Here is a 17778-nt window from a genome sequence, read left to right on the forward strand (position 1 = left end):
CAAGGAGCAGACCCGATGTCCAACCCGCAGACGAGCCAAGGCCCTTCGGTGCGCCGGGTGCTCGCGGTGATTCCCGCGCGCGGCGGCTCCAAGGGCGTGCCCGCGAAGAACCTCGCTCCCGTCGGGGGAGTGCCGCTGGTGGCGCGGGCGGTGCGCGAGTGCCTGGCCACCCGGCTGGTGACAGACGTCCTGGTCTCCACCGACGACCAGGCGATCGCCGCCGCCGCCCGTGAGGCCGGCGCCGAGGTGGTGCTGCGGCCCGCCGCCATCGCCGGTGACACGGCGACCTCGGAGGCCGCCGTCCTGCACGCCATGGACGCCCACGAGGCCCTGCACGGCGCCGCCGTCGACGTGGTGGTGTTCGTGCAGTGCACGAGCCCGTTCATCGTCCGCGAGGACATCGACGGGGTCGCCGCCGCGATCGCCGAGAACGGCGCCGACACGGCCGTCACCGTCGCCCCCTTCCACGGCTTCGTGTGGCGCGACGCGGACACCGAGGCCGACGCCGGCACGGTCACCGAGGCCGACGCGGCCACCGGCGGCGGCTACGGCGTCAACCACGACAAGTCCTACCGCCCCCGCCGCCAGGACCGCCCCCAGGACTTCCTGGAGACCGGCGCCGCCTACGCGATGGACGCACCGGGCTTCCGCAAGCACCGGCACCGCTTCTTCGGCCGCACCGAACTGGTCCGCACCGACCCCGCGCGCGTGCTGGAGATCGACGACCCGCACGACCTGGCCCGCGCCCGCGCCCTGGCCCCCCTGTTCGACGCGGACCGCGCAGGCTCACTGCCGACCGCCGACGACGTGGACGCGGTCGTACTGGACTTCGACGGCACCCAGACCGACGACCGGGTGCTGATCGACGCCGATGGAAAGGAGTTCGTCTCCGTGCACCGCGGGGACGGCCTCGGCATCGCCGCCCTGCGCAAGAGCGGCCTGAAGATGCTGACCCTCTCCACGGAGCAGAACCCGGTCGTCGCCGCCCGGGCCCGGAAACTCAAGATCCCGGTCCTGCACGGCATCGACCGGAAGGACCTCGCACTGAAGCAGTGGTGCGAGGAGCAGGGCATCGCGCCCGAGCGCGTGCTCTACGTCGGCAACGACGTCAACGACCTCCCGTGCTTCGCCCTCGTGGGCTGGCCCGTGGCGGTCGCGAGCGCCCACGACGTGGTACGCGGCGCCGCCCGTGCGGTCACCACCGTCCCCGGTGGCGACGGCGCGATCCGAGAGATCGCCAGCTGGATCCTCGGCCCCTCTCTCGACTCCCTCGACAGTTAAGGAACGTTCCCGCCATGTCTGTTAACTCCCGCCTGCGCACCTTCGGCACCGAGCGCATCGCCGGTCCCGGCCAGCCCGTCTACATCTGCGGCGAGATCGGCATCAACCACAACGGCGAGCTGGAGAACGCCTTCAAGCTCATCGACGTGGCCGCCGAGGCCGGCTGCGACGCCGTGAAGTTCCAGAAGCGCACCCCCGAGATCTGCACCCCGCGCGACCAGTGGGACATCGAGCGCGACACCCCCTGGGGCCGGATGACGTACATCGACTACCGCCACCGCGTGGAGTTCGGCGAGGACGAGTACCGCCAGATCGACGAGTACTGCAAGAGCCGGAACATCGCCTGGTTCGCCTCCCCGTGGGACACCGAGGCCGTCGCCTTCCTGGAGAAGTTCGACGTGCCCGCCCACAAGGTGGCCTCCGCCTCCCTCACCGACGACGAGCTCCTGCGCGCCCTGCGCGAGACGGGCCGCACGATCATCCTGTCCTCCGGCATGTCGACCCCGAAGCAGATCCGCCACGCGGTCGAGGTCCTCGGCTCGGAGAACATCCTGCTCTGCCACGCCACGTCGACCTACCCGGCCAAGGCCGAGGAGCTCAACCTGCGCGTCATCAACACCCTCCAGGACGAGTACCCGAACGTCCCGATCGGCTACTCCGGCCACGAGACCGGCCTGCAGACCACCCTCGCGGCGGTCGCCCTCGGCGCCACCTTCGTCGAGCGCCACATCACCCTGGACCGCGCCATGTGGGGCTCCGACCAGGCCGCGTCGGTGGAGCCGCAGGGCCTTCAGAGGCTCGTGAGGGACATCCGCACCATCGAGGCCTCCCTCGGCGACGGCGTCAAGAAGGTCTACGACTCCGAGCTCGGCCCCATGAAGAAGCTGCGCCGCGTCTCGGGCGTCGTCGCCGAGGCGGAGATCGCCGCCGCCGCGGGCGAGCCGGTCTCGGTCTGACCCACCAGGTACCGGGTCCCCGGCGGCTGTCCGCCCGGGGACCCGGTGTTCGTCACCCGCGCCCATGAGCGCCTTACGACGGGACGGTCGTACGTCGATGAGCCCCCGCGCCGGGAACACCGGCTCCCACACTCTCGCCTTCGTCGAGAGCCCGGTCCAGCTGCTGAACGTGCTGGAATGGGCGCACGCCCACGCGCCCGGCGCGGAGCTCACCCTCGTCGTGCTGGCCCCGACCGATCCCATGACCCGCGGCCAGCTGCGCCGGATGGCGGAACTCGCCCGCGGCGAGGGCCACGAGGTCCGCTGGGAGGAGGCCAGAGGCGGCCCCGCGGCCCCCTTCCAGACCATCGGGGGCCTCGCGGGCAGACTCCGCAAGGCCGACCGGATCGTCCTGGGCGACCCCTTCTCCCGCTACGTACAGCTGCTGCTGACCATCACCAAGGCCCCCGACCTCGTCGTCGTCGACGACGGCACGGCCACCATGGAGTTCGTGGCCCAACTCGCCCGCGGTGAACGCCTCGTGCGCTGGCACCGCAAGGGCGGCCGTCCCAGCCCCCGGGACCTGGCCTTCGCCCCGGTCTCGGCGGCGGCCCGCAAGCGCCTGACACCGGGTGAGGGGCGCGCGGTGCAGATCTTCTCCTCCATGCCGATGGAGGAGACGCCCGCCGGGGTGACGGTCTCCTCCAACACCTTCGCCTGGACCCGCTCCCGCTTCGGCCCGCCCCGCATCACCAAGGGCGCCGACATGGTGGGCACTTCGCTGGTGGAGACGGGCGTGGTGGACGGCGAGCGCTATCTGGAGGCGGTGACCGGCCTCGCCAAGACCCACGGCACGACCCGCTACTTCGCCCACCGCCGTGAGTCCACGGACAAGCTCCACCGGCTGGCCGTGGAGACGGGCCTGGAGATCGTCCGCCCCGACCTCCCCCTGGAACTGATCGCCCGCCGGGGCCCCATCGGCCGTACGATCCTCAGCTTCCCGTCGACAGTTGTCCACACCCTCCCCCTGGCCCTGGCCGGCACGGACGTCCGCGTCTCGGTCTGCGACATCGACCCGGACTGGCTGACGGCGACGGCGTCGCCCCGCGCGCAGGGGTTCCTGTCGGGGGTCACGGGGACGGCGAAGGGTGTGCACCGGCTGTCGGCGGTGGTGGCGGGCTGAGCCTCCTCGGCTTCGGTCGGGTGGCCGAAAACGCCTGAGCCGCTGCTCAGCTTCATCGTCTAGCATCGTCGTTCACTTGTGCGACGTTCGACGATGGCTACGACGGGGGCGGCTGGCGTGAGTGCCGAGGCGTTGCGGGAACGGCTGACGGAACTGACGGCGACCGGGCAGGGTGATCTGCGGGCGCTGGTGGGGGAGTTCCGGCGCAGCGAGGTGCTGGTGCCGGTGGTGGACGGCTCGTTGCTGTCGGCGGAGTCGGGCGGCATCCGGTGGCTGTTTGCGTTCACGGATGTCGCGGCGCTGGAACGGTTCGCCGAGGCGCGAGGTGAGGCCGCACCCGACTGGGTGCCGGTGTTCGGGGCGCGGTTGCTGGACCAGGTGATCCCGAGGGTGGACGGTCCGACGGGCATCGCGGTGGACGCGGGCAGCCCAACAGGGTTCGTCCTGCCGCCGGTTGAGGGGATCGTGCCGGACGCGGTCGCCGTGGATGCCACTCCGGAAGGGGCTGGGGCGGCATGAGTGACGGCTACCAGGTCGATCCGGAGGCGATGCAGCGGATCACCCAAGGCATCAACCAGGCGATGGCGGAGCTGAAGGAGTTCGGCTTCGACATCGAGGCGAACCTGGGCCGCGGCTTCGACGACCTCTCGCTGACCGGCCTGGAGGCGGGAGACGACGGTCTTCAGCAGGTCTTCGGGGACTTTTGCGACCGCTGGGGCTGGGGTGTGCGCTCGTTGATGGGGGACGCGAACGAGTTCGCGGGCCGACTGGGGTTGTCGGCGGGGATCTACCACGAGCAGGAGCAGTACGTCTCGGACACGTTGAAGACGGTGTGGACCGCCGGCACCGGCAACCCCTACCTCTCCCCGGAGGAGGTCAAGGCGCGTTCCTGGTCAGAGACGTTGAAGGACAACCCGGTCTCGCAGGTGGCGAACGCGGACTACAGCGCGGAGTCCTTCACGTCCGGCCAGGACGAGGTGAAGGCGGCCTGGTCGCAGGCGGCGGAAGACGTTTCGACATCGACGGTGACACCGGACGCGTTCCTGGACCCGGACACGGACTGGCAGTGGAGCGGGCCGCCCTCTGCGGACTCCTCGAAGTCGGAGGGTGAGGGCTGATGGGCTTCGGGGATGTGGTCGACGGGCTCGGCGACGGGCTGGAGAGCGCGGCCGGCGGTCTGAACAAGGGTGTCGGCGAGGCGGTCGACTGGGGCGCGGACAAGACGGCGGGACTGCTGTCGGACGTGGGCGCGGACGGCGCGGCCGAGAAGGTCCGCGACTTCGGCGAGAGCGTGAACAACCGCCTGGGCGGCACGGTTTCCGAACGCGCGCTGGGCGAGACCGAGGACCCGAAGGAACTGATCCACGGCAGCGCGGGGGCGCTCCGCGAACGGGCCGGACATCTACGGAAGTTCGCAGCCGCCTTCGAGAACGTCGGCCAGGGCATGCGCTCGCTGGACCCGGGCGAGTGGCGGGGCCAGGCGGCGGACGCCTTCCGCGCCAAGTTCGACGTACAGCCGAAGCAGTGGCTGACGGCGGCGGACGCGTGCACGGCGGCGTCCGGGGCTTTGGAGGCGTACGCGGACATGGTGGGGTGGGCCCAGCAGCAGGCGCAGGCGGCGATCGACGCCTACCGCGCCGCGCAGGACGCCTCCCGGCGGGCGGCGGAGTCCTACGACGCGAAGGTGACGGCGTACAACCAGGCGGCCGACCGCTACAACGCGACCGCCGAGGCGGGCCGGGACCCGGGCGTGAAACCGACAGCGCCCGGCGATTTCGTCGACCCGGGCACGGCGGCCCGTGCGGATGCGCAGGACATCCTCACGCATGCCCGCCGCCAGCGCACGGACTCCGCCGACGAGGCCCGCCGCCGCATATCGGCGGCCCTGGAGTCGGCCCCGCCGAAGCCGGAATTCACGGACCGCATGGCCGCCGACGCGACCGACCTGTTCGTCGGCACCCAGCTCAACTCGGTCCACGTCCTGGGCGGCCTCCTGCGCGGCGGCACGGACATGCTGAAACTGGCCCGTACGGCCAACCCCCTGGACCCCTACAACCTGACCCACCCCGGCGAGTGGTCGAAGAACTCCAGCATGTTGCTGGCAGGCCTGGTCGGCACGGCGGCCCACCCGGAACGCCTGCCGATGTCGCTGCTGGGCACGGGGTGGTCCAGCGACCCGGGCGACTCGGCGGGCTATCTGTTCTCGAACCTGATCGGGGGGAAGGGCGCGGGCGGCGTGGGCCGGGCAGCCGCGCGTGATGCTCTGCGCGGAGTTGGCAGGGACGCCGCAACGAGCGCCGCACGCAGAAGCGTCGGCAGTGGGCTGCGGGACGTCGCCCGGCAACTGTGGTGCAAGACGTTGGGTGGTGATCCGATTGACATGGCCACCGGACGTATGTCCCTGCCGCAGACGGATGTGACCCTGCCCGCCCGGCTGCCATTGTTCTTCTCCCGCCAGTTCGAGTCGTCGTACCGGGCGGGCCGCTGGTTCGGCCCGTGCTGGACGTCGACGGCCGACCAGCGCCTGGAGATCGACGCGGAAGGTGCCGTCTTCGTCCGCGGGGACGGCTCCTTGCTGGCATATCCGCACCCGGCCCCCGGCGTCCCGACCCTGCCCCTGGCCGGCGAAAGCCACCCACTGACGGTAGACGCCTACGGCGATTACACCGTCACCGACCCGGAAACCGGGCGCATCTGGGACTTCGCGGGCCCGGGCGGCGACGGCAACGGCATCGCCCTGCTCTCCCAGATCATCGACCGCTCGGGCCAGTGGTTGACTTTCGAGTACGACGCCGAGGGCGCCCCGACCGGGATCGTGCACTCGGCCGGCTACCACCTGAAGATCACCACCGAGGGCGGCCGGATAACAGCCCTGCACCTGGCCTCGGCCGCAGACATCGAGCTGGTCCGCTTCGGTTATGACGCGGGGGGCCACCTGTCGACGGTGACGAAGTCCTCCGGCCTGCCCACCCGCTTCGCCAACGACACCCTCGGCCGTATCACCGCCTGGACGGATACGAACAGCTCGTCGTACCACTACGCCTACGACGACGAGGACCGCTGCACCGCGCAGGGCGGCCAGAAGGGCCACCTGCGCTACACCTACACATATGGCGACCCCGACCCGATCTCCGGCAATCGGATCGTCACGGCGGTCGATTCGCTGGGGCACAGCACGCGATACGAGATCAACAGCGACCTGCAAGTGGCAGCGCTGACAGCCCCGGACGGCGCTACGACGTACACCACTTACGACCAGGCCAACCGCCCGCTCACCGTCACCGATCCGCTGGGCCGCACGCGCAGTTACACCTACGACGAGGTGGGCCGCACGGTTCTGGCCATCCGTCCCGACGGTCGCTACACCAGCATCGCCTACAACGACCAGGGCCTGCCTGTCACGGTGGCCGGTGCCGACGGCACGCATGTCACTCAACGGTTCGATGCGTACGGCAACTGCACCGCCGTGACGGACGCGTCCGCGGCAACCACCCACTTCGCCTACGACGACCGTGGCCACCTCGAATCCGTCACCAACGCTCTCGGGGAGGTCGCACTGGTCCGCTGCAACGCCGGGGGCCTGACCCTGGAGATCACCGACCCGTTGGGCGCGGTGACACGCTACGAACGCGACGCCTTCGGCCGCCCGGTGACGATCACGGATCCGACCGGAGCGGTGACCCACCTGGAGTGGACGGTGGAGGGCCGCCTGACTCGCCGTACAGCCGCGGACGGCACAAGCGAATCGTGGACGTACGACGGCGAGGGCAACTGCACCACCCACACCGATGCCCTGGGCGCAGTCTCGCGCTATGAATACACCCACTTCGACTTGATGTCCGCCCGCACCGGCCCGGACGGCACCCGCTACACCTTCGACCACGACACAGAACTACGCCTGACCAGGGTGACCAACCCGCAGGGTCTGACCTGGAATTACGAGTACGACTCAGTGGGCCGCCTGACGGCGGAGACCGACTTCGACGACCGGACGCTGACCTATGGACACGACACGATCGGCCAACTGATAGCCACAACCACCGTATCGGGCGAGACCGTTCACCTCGAGCGTGACCTTCTGGGCCAGGTGATCCGCAAGGAAGTGGCAGGAGCGGTCACGACGTTCGAGTACGATCCGCCGGGTGCTCTGATCCGGGCAACGGGACCGGACGCGGTGGTGACCGTGCAGAGGGACACCATGGGACGTGCGCTGGCCGAGACGGTCAATGGCCGCTCCCTCACCTACGGTTACGACGAGTTGGGCCGCTGCATCAGCCGCACCACTCCCGCCGGCGCCACAAGCACCTGGACCTATGACGCGGCCGGTAACCGTACTGCCATGGTGGCGTCGGGCCGCACCCTCACCTTCACGCACGACGAGGCAGGCCGTGAACTGTCCCGCAACGTGGCCGAGTCCCTGACCCTGACCCACGCTTTCGACTCCCTCGGGCGCCTGACGGAACAGGACGTCGTCGCCCCGACTGGTCACCGCCTCCAGCACCGCGCCTACACCTACCGAGCGGATGGCAACCTGACCGCCGTCGACGACCATCTGAACGGTGCACGCCGCTTCGAACTCGATGCGGTGGGCCGGGTCACCACGGTCCATGCGGCGAACTGGACAGAGACGTACGCCTACGACGAGGTGGGCAACCAGACACGGGCTGCCTGGCCGTCCACTCACCCGGGCCAAGGGGCGACGGGTGACCGCGCTTACACCGGCACCCGCATCACCCGTGCGGGCAGCGTCCGCTACGAATACGACGCGGCCGGCCGGATGAGCCTCCGCCAGAAGACCCGGTTGTCCCGCAGACCGGACACCTGGCATTACGAATGGGACGCAGAAAACCGCCTGACGTCGGCCACCACACCGGATGGCACCTGTTGGCGGTACACCTACGACCCCCTGGGCCGCCGCACGGCAAAGCTCCGCCTCGCAAGCGACGGCAAGACAGTCATCGAGCGAGTCGACTTCGTCTGGGACGGCACCACCCTGTGCGAGCAGACCACTACCTCGGCGTCCCTGCCCAACCCTGTCACCTTGACCTGGGACCACCAGGGCCTGCACCCGATCGCTCAAACCGAACGCATCAACGCGGCCGACGCGCCCCAGCAGGAGATCGACTCCCGCTTCTTCGCCATCGTCACCGACCTTGTCGGAACCCCTCTGGAACTGGTGGACGAACGCGGTGACATCGCGTGGCGCAAGCGCTCGACCTTGTGGGGCAAGACAGCCTGGCCCACCGACAGCAGCGCGTACACCCCTCTACGCTTTCCCGGGCAGTACTACGACCCCGAAACCAGCCTGCATTACAACTACTTCCGCCACTACGACCCTGAAACGGCCCGTTACGCCACCCCTGACCCCCTCGGTCTGGCCCCCGCCGACAACCCCGTCGCGTACGTCCACAACCCTCATACCTGGACCGATTCCCTCGGCCTCTCCCCATATCGTGACCTGGGTTTGCGGGAAGACGCCATGAAGGCGATCAGGAAGCTTGAAAACATCAAGAAGGATCCGATTGGGGAGATAAACTCGCAGCCCAATCACAACCATTACAATGCGGCTAGGCGTGAAGCGCAAGGCGAGGTCGTGGCACGCAAGCCTGACGGCACGCCCTTCGATCATATTGCGGATTTGAAGGGGGCACGCAATGGCCTGGACAATGTGAGGTTGGCTCTTGAGCGAGAGCTGGAGAAGCCGCCCGCAGGTATAACTGGACGTGGCATGGAAATTCTGATCAAGAAACGCAAGGAAGCCATTGAAGAGCTTGACCGGCTGAACGGCTTCCTGCACTCCATAGGTCATCGGTGACGGAGAAAAGCAATGCGAATCCACTATGAAAGGATCCGATGATGTCGCAATCTGTCGATCGCACCAAGTCCCTTGAACAACTGGATGGCGAACGCTGGGGAGACCCGCCTGCCGATGCGACGTCACTGGTCAGAACGGTCCACGAGTGGCGCCGACGACCTATCGGAACGCTGGAACCCGATGAGCTGGCACGTTTGATCGGCCAGGATGTTGGCTTGCCGTGGCTGCTCCCTCTGGCGGTGGAGATTCTTCGGGACGAAGCGCTTAAACAGCCTGCTGGTGGCTTCATCGACGGTGACTTGCTTTATGCGGTGGTCACGAGAAGTTCGGAAGTATGGATGGCTCATCCCGAGCTCGCGCGCGAGCTAAAAGGAGCCGTAACCTTGCTGACCGATCTGTCGGCCTATGAGAAGCGCGAGGTTGAGGCGTTTTTGGCAGCGTTTCCTGAGAGCTCGTAACGCGATCTTGTTGAACGGTCCTGGTCGGGCGTGACTGTTGCGACGGTCTGATCGTTCGGGTGGGTGCGACGGCTCGGCCGTGGATCGTGGACGACGACTTGTGGGCGCTGATCGAGCCGTTACTGCCGCCTTGGCCCGAGCGGCACCTTCGTCTCCCTGGCATGCAGCCTCATCTGCTGGCGACGCCTCAAAAAGGCCCCCACCCGTAATCCTGTTACGAGCTCATAGAGGAATCAAGATCACCGTCCGCTACCAGGCCACTGTGGCCGGTCGCGATGATCAACGAATGGATATGAGTGGTCTGACGCGCCCATGGTCGCTAGCCTCACCGGCTATGAAGCAGCGGCAGCAGAAGAAGCTCTCTCACCGCCTTTTCGAGGCAATCCTGTCAGGTGACGCCAGGAGCGCGAGGACCCTGCTGCGCAGTGGAGCAAGTCCGGAGAGAAGGAGCATCGACGGCACCACGCCTCTGTACCTGGCATCGGTTCAGGGAGAGGCTGAGGTGGCCTGCTTGCTCATGGAGGCCGGGGCTTCCCCTGACGCTGAAAGCAGCGGCCCCGGCTCGGAGGGCACCCCGCTGTGCGCAGCAGCTTGCTGGGGACATACCGCAACGGTCCGGGAACTGTTGGCGCATGGCGCCGATCCCACCCTCCGCGAAGACCACGGCGCAGGCTGGTCCCCGCTGGACTGGGCGGACAATGGCCTCCACCCCGACACTGTCGAAATCCTCAGGGCAGCAGGAGCACGATGCGGGTCGAACAGTGACGGAATATCGCTATCGCGATGTCCACACAGACGGACGATATGTGTACGACCCGGCGATGAGATCAGATCCAATCCCTTACGGCGATTACGAGAGAGTAATTCGTCTACTCAATCCAGGAAAGAAACTTGTGGTCCAAAATGGCAAATATTCCGATCCCCTTCGGTGACGAGCGAAGGGATTCCTGAATGTCGACTCGCAGCATGAAAGCCATGCAGTCTCTCGGCAGGTTTGGAGAGCTTGCATGGTTCTCATTGCCCGCAGAAATTCACCCTGTATACGGCTACTTGCAGATTCCGTACATCGGTTGGCGTTATAAGGCGCCCAGCGAAGAGATCTCGCAGTTCATCGAAGATTCCGTTGAGGGATTGACGACTCAGGTTGAGTAGAAACTCGACACTACGAGAAGGAACTGGCTTCTGCTACCTTCCCGAATTCTGCATGAAGCGGGCGGGCTTGAGAATCCAGCCTTTGCGGAAGTTGTCCACTTCATCAACACCCGGGATCAGAAATTCTGTCGTATTGCCTTGTCGGATCTTGATTTGATCATCGGTCATATGCAAGAAGTCCCCGCGTCGGACAACTGAAACAACGCGGCTCACATGTAAACACGACAGACCAGCACGTCCCTGTCCCTCCCCAACCCGGTCACGCTGACGTGGGACCACCAGGGCCGACAGCCGATCGCCCAGACGGAACGCATCACGGCCGTAGACGCCCCGCAGGACGAGATCGACTCCCGCTTCTTCGCAATCGTCACGGACCTGGTCGGCAAACCGCCCGAACTCATCGACGAACAGGGCGATATCGCCTGGCGCACCCGGAGCACCCTCTGGGGCACCACGGTGTGGACGGCGGACAGCACCGCCTATACGCCGCTCCGCTTCCCGGGCCAGTACTTCGACCCCGAAACCGGACTTCACTACAACTACTTCCGCTACTACGACCCCGAGACGGCGCGCTACACCACGTCTGACCCGCTGGGCCTCACCCCCGCGCCCAACCCCGCCACCTACGTAGACAACCCTCTGACCTGGGCTGACCCCCTTGGTCTCACGCCATGCATCCCGAAGGGCGAAAGAGGCAACCCGTTTGAAAGGCGTGCGGATGCGGAAGAAGCAGCGTTTGAGGTGGCGGGAGTGCCGTACGGAACGACCCCGGACGCAGAGTGGGTTGTCATGGGGGACAAGACACTCAAGAACATGCCCGGTCACGTCTACTCTCCTGACGAAACCCACTGGGGAAATTTCCGTCAATTCGAGACCGAGAACGGGTCCCGCGTGATCGTGGAACACACGCACGATCCGGCAGGACCACATTTCCATGCCAGTGCGCCGAAGGGTCGCACGCTTGAAGACCAGACGCGAAGCGAAGTGAATTTCGGTTGGGATAGGACGGTGAAAGGTTACAGGACCATGGAGAGGTACAGGGCGCTCGACAAGCCAGGGGGAGATCACCATTTCTTCCACAATGGAGGGAATTAATGTCCCGGCATGAGAAGGTCTTGCTTGAGAAACTTCAGGTAAGCGGCCTGGAAGTAATCGAAATCTCTGGCAATCAGCCACCCCCTTCTGTTGATCAGGCGTGGATGTCGATTGCAAACTTTGAAGTGCGGCCAGTTGCCAGCACTCCCCTGGGGGGAGAAGACATTGCCTCGCGGCTGAACTCTCTCTGGCTTCAGAATGCCCGGCTGTCTGGAGTGATTTCCGAAGACGGCTCTTTCCTGATCACGATTGTCAGCACGGGAAGCCATGAAGTCGGATGGGTGCGCGTTCGCTGGACACCGGAATTCGATGTGTCACGCCTGATTGATGACCAAGGAAAGGTGGAATTTGTTTCTCGGTCAATCAGTGGGCACCACATTTGCGGCGTAACGGCTGAGGAATACCAGTACTGGATTGTCAGCCTGGATGTCAGCGAACCCCTGTAGTGATGGGATCTCGTCACTTCCACTGCGCGAGGTCGGCGGTGAAGTCGGCGTAGGAGCGGTTTCGGCTGGGGTCGCAGGAGGTGACGTAGCCGTGGGTGACTAGGGTGATGGGTCATGGTGAAGAAAACTCGCGAGGAATTGGTTCGCATGGTTCAACATCTCATCGATGCTGGTCTTCCCGAAGGGGAGGAGGACCGAATGATTGAGGAGTTGAAGTCGAGTGTCTTGCATCCTCGTGTTATCGACCTGATCTATTACAACACCCCCAAGCTGGGAGCCGAGGAAGTGGTGGACAAGGCTCTCACCTACCGCCCCATCGAGTTGTAGGTGGAATCTCTTGCTTCAGGGCGACACTCCTCCGTGGATCCGTGTAATTTCCGCGGACGCTAACATTCCTATCATCGATGCTCTACCACCCACCGGCTCCGCCTTTATCGCAAGAATGCAAGGGCTGGAAATGTCGGATACTGACGGTGTTTTTAATCAGTTTTATGAAAATCTGCGCCTTCCGAGTTATTTCGGGTGGAGCTGGAACGCTTTGCGTGATTGCATTGAGGATCTAAACTGGATCAGTACAACCCGCTATCGGCTGATCATTGAGGACGCAGATTCTATTCTGGCCAGCAGTCCTGATGAGCGTCGCACTCTTTTCCGGATACTTTCGGGTGCCGCTGAATACTGGGCGAGGAAGCCTGACTTTCCTGAGAGGACGAAGGTCACCTTCTCTGTCTTGCTCCTGTGTCCTCCTGAGGCGTGCGCAGAGTTCCGCAAGGAGCTCGCTGAAGACTGACGCCACTCCTGCCTGCAGTTCGACAACGTGAAGTAGATGTTGATGCGATCAACCTCTGCTTCGGGCGGGATGAATCCCCTTTCGATGGGTATTCTTTACGACGCACTCCTGGGAAGCACCTGAAGCACAGCTTCCCCATACTGTTCTGGGCGCCTTACAAAAGTTGTCGCCACGCCCCGGTCTGTTGATGTGGGCATGTATCCACGGTCTTCCTGTCGGAGAACTGGCGCAAAGGACCAGCGCAGTGCTCCCGGTACTCCAGCAGTAGATCGTGATCTTCATGGTCGAGGGCTGCCTGGCGGCGGTAGAACGTGTATCGGAAGTGGATCAAGGCGGTGAGTGATGGCCGGCCATGGTCCGCAGCTAGGATCACTGGCCTGACACCGACCTGAGGAGGTAGGTGAATTGGCCGCCGTGGTGCTCGTTCACGGCCTGTATCACCGTCCCGAGCACTTCGCCGTGGTGGCAGAACGCTTGCGGACCGCAGGAACCGAGGTTGTCGTTCCCGAGCTCCACCGGGGCTCATTGCCCGCTGACACAGCCGCGGTCCAGGCAGCTATTGACTCGCTGCAGGAGCCTCCGATTGTGCTCGGTCACTCCTACGGCGGGTCAGTGATCACTGGGGTGTGCGGAGCGGGACACCTGGTCTACCTGGCGGCCTTCGTTCCGGATGTCGGCGAGAGCGCGGCCGGTCTGGGAGGGGCGTCCCCGCACCTCCAGGACGCGGTCAACCCCGAGCCCGACGGCTCGACCAGCCTGCACCCCGACCGGGCTGCCGACACTCTCTACGGCGACTGTCCCCAAGCTCTCGCCGCCTGGGCGGTTGGCCTGCTGCGTGCGCAAGCCCCCGGCTGTGGGCGAGGAGTCCCAGAGCGCCACAGCTGGAAGCACACTCCCTCCACCTATGTCGTCTGTGGACGGGACCGGGCCATCGACCCGGTCCTGCAGCGGAAGATGGCCTCGCGCTGCAGCGACGTGCGCGAGTGGCAGACGGGCCATTCCCCGTTCGTAGGACAGCCTGATCTCATCGTTGAACTCCTGCAGGAACTGCTCGCCACCGACACCCCACGCAGGCGAGACGAAGGAGTCACAACCACTCGTTGACGGCTGAGATGAAGACGGCCGTCTCGTAGAGGACGGCGAGCCGGGGCAGATTTGGTTGCTGCGTACGGCACGCATGTCGGGGCGCAGCGAGAGCCAGCCGACTGTCCGCGGGTGCACGGTGATGCCCGTGGTCCTGGACCAGCCGGAGGCCTTCGCGTAGGACCAGCTGCCTACGGGTGCGTGTCCGTGATCGCGATGACTCCGTCGAGGTGGTCCAGGGCGCCCTGCAGGTCGTCGATCTTGGCCTGGATACGCCCGCGTTCGGCTCGCAGCATGGCTCGTTGCTCGGCGTCGGTGTGCCCGGAGTCCCAGCACGGCAGGAGTTCGCTGATCCTTCGGCTGGTGAGGCCGGCGGCGAACATCTGCTGGAAGAAGCGGACCAGGGGGATGGCGTCCTGCCGGTACAGGCGCTGGCCGGACGGGCTGCGCTCCGCGATGAGCAGCCCCTGCTGCTCGTAGTAGCGCACGGCGCGCACCGAGACACCGGCACCTCGTGCCACCTCGCCGATGCGGATCAACCGCTCGGCCGCGACGTCTGTGACGGTCATGGTGATTCCTCTCACCCCTGGCCCTGACGACCAGCGCTTGCCTCTGACGTTAGCGTCAGGTTTTAGCGTACCGGCCATGGACATCAACAACTCAGTTGCCCTTGTCACCGGAGCCAACCGCGGCCTGGGCCGCGCCTTCGCCCAGCGTCTGCTCGAAAGGGGCGCCCGCAAGGTCTACGCGACGGCCCGCCGACCGGAGACCGTGGACCTGCCCGGGGTCGAGGTACTGCCCCTCGACATCTCCGACCCCGCATCCGTGAGGGCCGCCGCCGAGGCCGCCCCGGACGTCTCGCTGCTCATCAACAACGCGGGAATCAATACGGGGACCGACCTGGTGACCGGTTCGCTGGACGCGGTGCGGCACGAGCTGGAGACCAACACGTTCGGCCACCTGGGAATGATCCGGGAGTTCGCGCCAACGCTCGCCAGGAACGGCGGGGGCGCGATCGTCAACGTCCTCTCCGCCATGTCGTGGTTCGGGGGCGCGGGCGCCAACGCTTACCACCTGACCAAGGCCGCCGCCTGGGCCATGACCAACGGCGTCCGCCTTGAGCTCGCCGAGCAGGGCACGCTCGTCACAGCGGTACACCTCGGCCTGGCCGACACCGACATGGCGGCGGGCTGGCCCGTGGACAAGCTGGCGCCGTCGGACCTGGCCGACGCGGCGCTCGACGGTGTCGAGGCGGGCTCCGCCGAGGTCCTCGCCGACCAGTGGAGTCGGGACATCAAGTCCCGTCTGCCGCTGACGCCGGAAGAGTTCAACGCCGCGATGGACCGCGCCCTGGCGGCGCTGATGGCGACCTGAGGGGCCCCTCGGGCCGCACGGACTTCGGTCGGCTGCTTCTCCAACGGCCGCTCGAACTCCGCTACTTGAGGTTGAACTCGTGGTTTCGTGGCACCGATCTCGCGGGTCCGATGGCCATGTCAGGCCGGTCTCGGCGAGGCAGCCGTCCATGAGTTCAACCTCAGTACCGCAAAGCAGCTCTTACGAAGATTGGATCTACCTTCGGCCCTGGCCGAGCTTCTGGCACGCCGAAGCCGGTATCACGTGCCAGCGACGCTCTCCTGCGCCGGTTTCCTCGCCACCAGGAACGCCCGGGCGTACTTCTCCTCGTTCAACGTTTCCCGCAGTACCCGGACGATCACCTGGAGGCCCGCCTCCGTGAGGTGTTCCGCCACCTCGTCCGGGGTGCGCCAGTGGTAGTCGAGGGAGATCTCTTGGCCGAAGCGCTCGGTGAGGTGGAGGTGGCCGCCGCCGGGCTCGTACTGGAAGCCGATCAGGGCGTGCGCACCTGGCTTCAGGACGCGGTGGAACTCGGCGAACGCCCTCGGGAGGTGGTCGTCGGGGACGTGGATGATCGAGTAGAGGGCGGTGATCCCGTTCAGGGTTTCGGCCGGCAGGTCCAGGGACGTCATCGAACCCACGTGGAAGCGCAGGGAAGGGTGGGCCCGGCGGGCCAGTTCCACCATCCGCGGTGAGACGTCCACGCCGAAGACCTGGAGTCCGAGCGCGGAGAGCCGGGCGGTGACGTGGCCGGGGCCGCTGCCCACGTCCGCCACCGGGCCGGTGCCCTGTTCCCTCACCAGCTCCGCGAAGCCGTTGATCTGAACTCTGTCCAGCAGCGGGATGCCGGCCCAGTCCGAGAACTGCTCGGTGTAGGCATCGGCGATCGTGTCGTACGCGGTTCGGGTGGCCCGTATGAAGTCGGGGGTCTCGGCGTTCACGCGCTGCACCCTAGCGGGGCGACTCGGGGCGGCGGGTGGGAAGTTGCGGAGCGCCGCGTGGAGTTTTCCTGGCGGTCATCGGGCGGTGGACTGCGGCGACTTCAGCGTTTCGAGGAAGGCGGTGAAGGCTCCGGTCGGGAAGGTGAGGTTGGCCCCGGCCGGGGTCTTGGAGTCGCGGATGGCTATGTGGGTGGGGGAGTTCGCTATCTCGACGCAGGAGTCGCCGTCGCCGGGGCCTGAGTAGGACGACTTCCGCCAGTTGCCGGGGGTGTCCATGGGGTGCCTCACAGCTCTTTCGCCAGTCTGTGGATGAAGTCCCGCGACCGCTCCGGGGCGAGCGACACGGCCTTCACTTTACGGAAGAGCGTTCGAAAAGCGCCGAGTTGGGCTTCGGCATCGATGAAGGTCGCACCGTGAGGACCGTCCCGTACGACCGTGTCCAGCCTGGGTACCGCTCCACCCGCATATGTCATGGCGCCCGCGGCACCTGCGAACTCTTCCAGGGTGAAAGGGATGACGCGGACAGTGATGTGGTCCGCTTCGGAGAGCTGAAGGACGCGGAAGAGCTGGGCTCGCGAGGCGGCGCGGTTGCTGACCATGATGCGCAGCGCTGCTTCGTGGATGACGGCTTCGTACGGCTTGGGGGTGGAGCCTTCGAGGATCACCTTGCGTCGCATTCGGTGTTCGACGCGCAACTCCAGCGCATCCTGGGGAAGTTCGGGAACCCGGTAGGCGTATACGGCGCGGGCGTAGTCCTCCGTCTGGAGCGGGCCGGGGATGTACAGGAACTGAGCCTCCCGCAACGAGGTGGCGTGGTGCTCCAGTTCGGCGAGGTCGAGGAACGGCGAGGGCAACTGCCCTCGGTACTCCTCCCACCAGCCGCGGCTCCGGTCGGTCGCCATGACCATCAGGGCGCCGATCAATTCGCTGTCTGAGCAGGAGTAGTTGGCGGCGAGAAGGCGCAGGCGCTTCTCGCTCACACCCGAGACACCCGACTCGATCTGACTGATCTGGACGGAGTTCACTCCGAGCAGCGCCGCTGCCTCGCGGGCGCTCAGGTCTGCCGCCTCGCGGAGCCTGCGCAACTCGACCGCCAGACGCATCTGCCGGGCTGTGGGCTCGCGCTTGGTCCCCATCGACCACCCTTCGATTCAACGTGCCTGTGGGCACGACTCGTTCGGGTTCAGATTACGCGATCGGCTTGCCGTTTCTTAAATCTAAGGTCTACTTTCGGTGGTGCGACGCA

At 66.1% G+C, this 17778-nt stretch carries 17 protein-coding genes and 2 pseudogenes; 15 read left to right on the top strand and 4 right to left on the bottom strand.

Annotated elements, in window-relative coordinates; genetic code table 11:
• Positions 1–15: 15 nt before the first annotated feature.
• The 14 genes and pseudogenes from OHT57_RS31405 (at position 16) to OHT57_RS31470 (ending at position 14259) form a co-directional block, all read left to right on the top strand.
• Complete coding sequence (locus tag OHT57_RS31405) at positions 16–1281, top strand: N-acylneuraminate cytidylyltransferase (protein ID WP_328749993.1); 1266 nt, start codon at positions 16–18, stop codon at positions 1279–1281.
• A gap of 14 nt (positions 1282–1295) precedes the next feature.
• Positions 1296–2237 (top strand): N-acetylneuraminate synthase family protein, encoded by a 942-nt coding sequence (locus tag OHT57_RS31410; protein ID WP_328749995.1) that lies wholly within the window; start codon positions 1296–1298, stop codon positions 2235–2237.
• Between the two features lie 97 nt (positions 2238–2334).
• Positions 2335–3399, top strand: a complete 1065-nt coding sequence (locus tag OHT57_RS31415; protein ID WP_328749997.1) for a hypothetical protein — start codon at positions 2335–2337, stop codon at positions 3397–3399.
• Between the two features lie 117 nt (positions 3400–3516).
• Positions 3517–3918, top strand: a complete 402-nt coding sequence (locus tag OHT57_RS31420) for an SseB family protein (protein WP_328749999.1) — start codon at positions 3517–3519, stop codon at positions 3916–3918.
• The gene (locus tag OHT57_RS31425) at positions 3915–4517 is read left to right on the top strand and encodes a hypothetical protein (protein ID WP_328750001.1); all 603 of its coding nucleotides are present in this window, start codon (positions 3915–3917) and stop codon (positions 4515–4517) included. Before OHT57_RS31420 ends, OHT57_RS31425 begins: the two co-directional genes overlap by 4 nt.
• Positions 4517–9214: a putative T7SS-secreted protein gene (locus OHT57_RS31430; protein WP_328750003.1), complete on the top strand. Its 4698-nt coding sequence runs from the start codon at positions 4517–4519 to the stop codon at positions 9212–9214. Before OHT57_RS31425 ends, OHT57_RS31430 begins: the two co-directional genes overlap by 1 nt.
• Before the next feature lie 41 nt (positions 9215–9255).
• Positions 9256–9672 (top strand): contact-dependent growth inhibition system immunity protein, encoded by a 417-nt coding sequence (locus OHT57_RS31435; RefSeq protein ID WP_328750005.1) that lies wholly within the window; start codon positions 9256–9258, stop codon positions 9670–9672.
• Between the two features lie 334 nt (positions 9673–10006).
• Positions 10007–10420, top strand: a pseudogene (locus tag OHT57_RS31440) (ankyrin repeat domain-containing protein); the annotation flags it as partial.
• Positions 10421–10638: 218 nt separating this feature from the next.
• Positions 10639–10824, top strand: a complete 186-nt coding sequence (locus tag OHT57_RS31445) for a hypothetical protein (RefSeq protein WP_328753543.1) — start codon at positions 10639–10641, stop codon at positions 10822–10824.
• 225 nt (positions 10825–11049) lie between these two features.
• Positions 11050–11919, top strand: a pseudogene (locus OHT57_RS31450) (RHS repeat-associated core domain-containing protein); the annotation flags it as partial.
• Complete coding sequence (locus OHT57_RS31455; protein WP_328750007.1) at positions 11919–12365, top strand: hypothetical protein; 447 nt, start codon at positions 11919–11921, stop codon at positions 12363–12365. The pseudogene OHT57_RS31450 and the gene OHT57_RS31455, both read left to right, overlap by 1 nt.
• A 114-nt stretch (positions 12366–12479) precedes the next feature.
• Positions 12480–12692 (top strand): hypothetical protein, encoded by a 213-nt coding sequence (locus OHT57_RS31460; protein WP_328750009.1) that lies wholly within the window; start codon positions 12480–12482, stop codon positions 12690–12692.
• A 10-nt stretch (positions 12693–12702) separates the two neighbouring features.
• A complete protein-coding gene (locus OHT57_RS31465) occupies positions 12703–13155 on the top strand; it encodes a barstar family protein (RefSeq protein ID WP_328750011.1) in 453 nt (150 codons plus the stop codon).
• Between the two features lie 405 nt (positions 13156–13560).
• Positions 13561–14259 carry an alpha/beta hydrolase gene (locus OHT57_RS31470; RefSeq protein ID WP_328750013.1) on the top strand — a complete coding sequence of 233 codons (699 nt, stop codon included), beginning with the start codon at positions 13561–13563 and terminating at the stop codon, positions 14257–14259.
• 170 nt (positions 14260–14429) lie between these two features.
• On the opposite strand, the gene OHT57_RS31475 is transcribed toward OHT57_RS31470, so the two are convergent.
• Positions 14430–14807 (bottom strand): MerR family DNA-binding transcriptional regulator, encoded by a 378-nt coding sequence (locus tag OHT57_RS31475; RefSeq protein WP_328750015.1) that lies wholly within the window; start codon positions 14805–14807, stop codon positions 14430–14432.
• Between the two features lie 76 nt (positions 14808–14883).
• On the opposite strand from OHT57_RS31475, the gene OHT57_RS31480 reads away from it, so the two are divergent.
• Positions 14884–15612: an SDR family oxidoreductase gene (locus tag OHT57_RS31480; protein WP_328750017.1), complete on the top strand. Its 729-nt coding sequence runs from the start codon at positions 14884–14886 to the stop codon at positions 15610–15612.
• 239 nt (positions 15613–15851) lie between these two features.
• On the opposite strand, the gene OHT57_RS31485 is transcribed toward OHT57_RS31480, so the two are convergent.
• The 3 genes from OHT57_RS31485 to OHT57_RS31495 form a co-directional block, all read right to left on the bottom strand.
• Positions 15852–16532, bottom strand: coding sequence for a class I SAM-dependent methyltransferase (locus OHT57_RS31485; protein ID WP_328750020.1), 681 nt, complete (start codon positions 16530–16532; stop codon positions 15852–15854).
• A gap of 75 nt (positions 16533–16607) precedes the next feature.
• Positions 16608–16808, bottom strand: coding sequence for a DUF397 domain-containing protein (locus OHT57_RS31490; protein WP_328750022.1), 201 nt, complete (start codon positions 16806–16808; stop codon positions 16608–16610).
• Between the two features lie 8 nt (positions 16809–16816).
• A complete protein-coding gene (locus OHT57_RS31495; RefSeq protein WP_328750024.1) occupies positions 16817–17668 on the bottom strand; it encodes a helix-turn-helix domain-containing protein in 852 nt (283 codons plus the stop codon).
• Positions 17669–17778: the final 110 nt, after the last annotated feature.

Source organism: Streptomyces sp. NBC_00285 (genome assembly GCF_036174265.1).
Lineage (GTDB): Bacteria > Actinomycetota > Actinomycetes > Streptomycetales > Streptomycetaceae > Streptomyces.

Excerpts from the sequence above, each read along its gene's own strand:
- OHT57_RS31445 (WP_328753543.1), top strand. The coding sequence starts at position 10,639 with ATGAAAGCCATGCAGTCTCTCGGCAGGTTTGGAGAGCTTGCATGGTTC.
- OHT57_RS31435 (WP_328750005.1), top strand. The coding sequence starts at position 9,256 with ATGTCGCAATCTGTCGATCGCACCAAGTCCCTTGAACAACTGGATGGC.
- OHT57_RS31495 (WP_328750024.1), bottom strand. The coding sequence starts at position 17,668 with ATGGGGACCAAGCGCGAGCCCACAGCCCGGCAGATGCGTCTGGCGGTC.
- OHT57_RS31415 (WP_328749997.1), top strand. The coding sequence starts at position 2,335 with ATGAGCCCCCGCGCCGGGAACACCGGCTCCCACACTCTCGCCTTCGTC.
- OHT57_RS31460 (WP_328750009.1), top strand. The coding sequence starts at position 12,480 with ATGGTGAAGAAAACTCGCGAGGAATTGGTTCGCATGGTTCAACATCTC.
- OHT57_RS31430 (WP_328750003.1), top strand. The coding sequence starts at position 4,517 with ATGGGCTTCGGGGATGTGGTCGACGGGCTCGGCGACGGGCTGGAGAGC.
- OHT57_RS31405 (WP_328749993.1), top strand. The coding sequence starts at position 16 with ATGTCCAACCCGCAGACGAGCCAAGGCCCTTCGGTGCGCCGGGTGCTC.
- OHT57_RS31425 (WP_328750001.1), top strand. The coding sequence starts at position 3,915 with ATGAGTGACGGCTACCAGGTCGATCCGGAGGCGATGCAGCGGATCACC.
- OHT57_RS31490 (WP_328750022.1), bottom strand. The coding sequence starts at position 16,808 with ATGGACACCCCCGGCAACTGGCGGAAGTCGTCCTACTCAGGCCCCGGC.
- OHT57_RS31410 (WP_328749995.1), top strand. The coding sequence starts at position 1,296 with ATGTCTGTTAACTCCCGCCTGCGCACCTTCGGCACCGAGCGCATCGCC.
- OHT57_RS31475 (WP_328750015.1), bottom strand. The coding sequence starts at position 14,807 with ATGACCGTCACAGACGTCGCGGCCGAGCGGTTGATCCGCATCGGCGAG.
- OHT57_RS31480 (WP_328750017.1), top strand. The coding sequence starts at position 14,884 with ATGGACATCAACAACTCAGTTGCCCTTGTCACCGGAGCCAACCGCGGC.
- OHT57_RS31455 (WP_328750007.1), top strand. The coding sequence starts at position 11,919 with ATGTCCCGGCATGAGAAGGTCTTGCTTGAGAAACTTCAGGTAAGCGGC.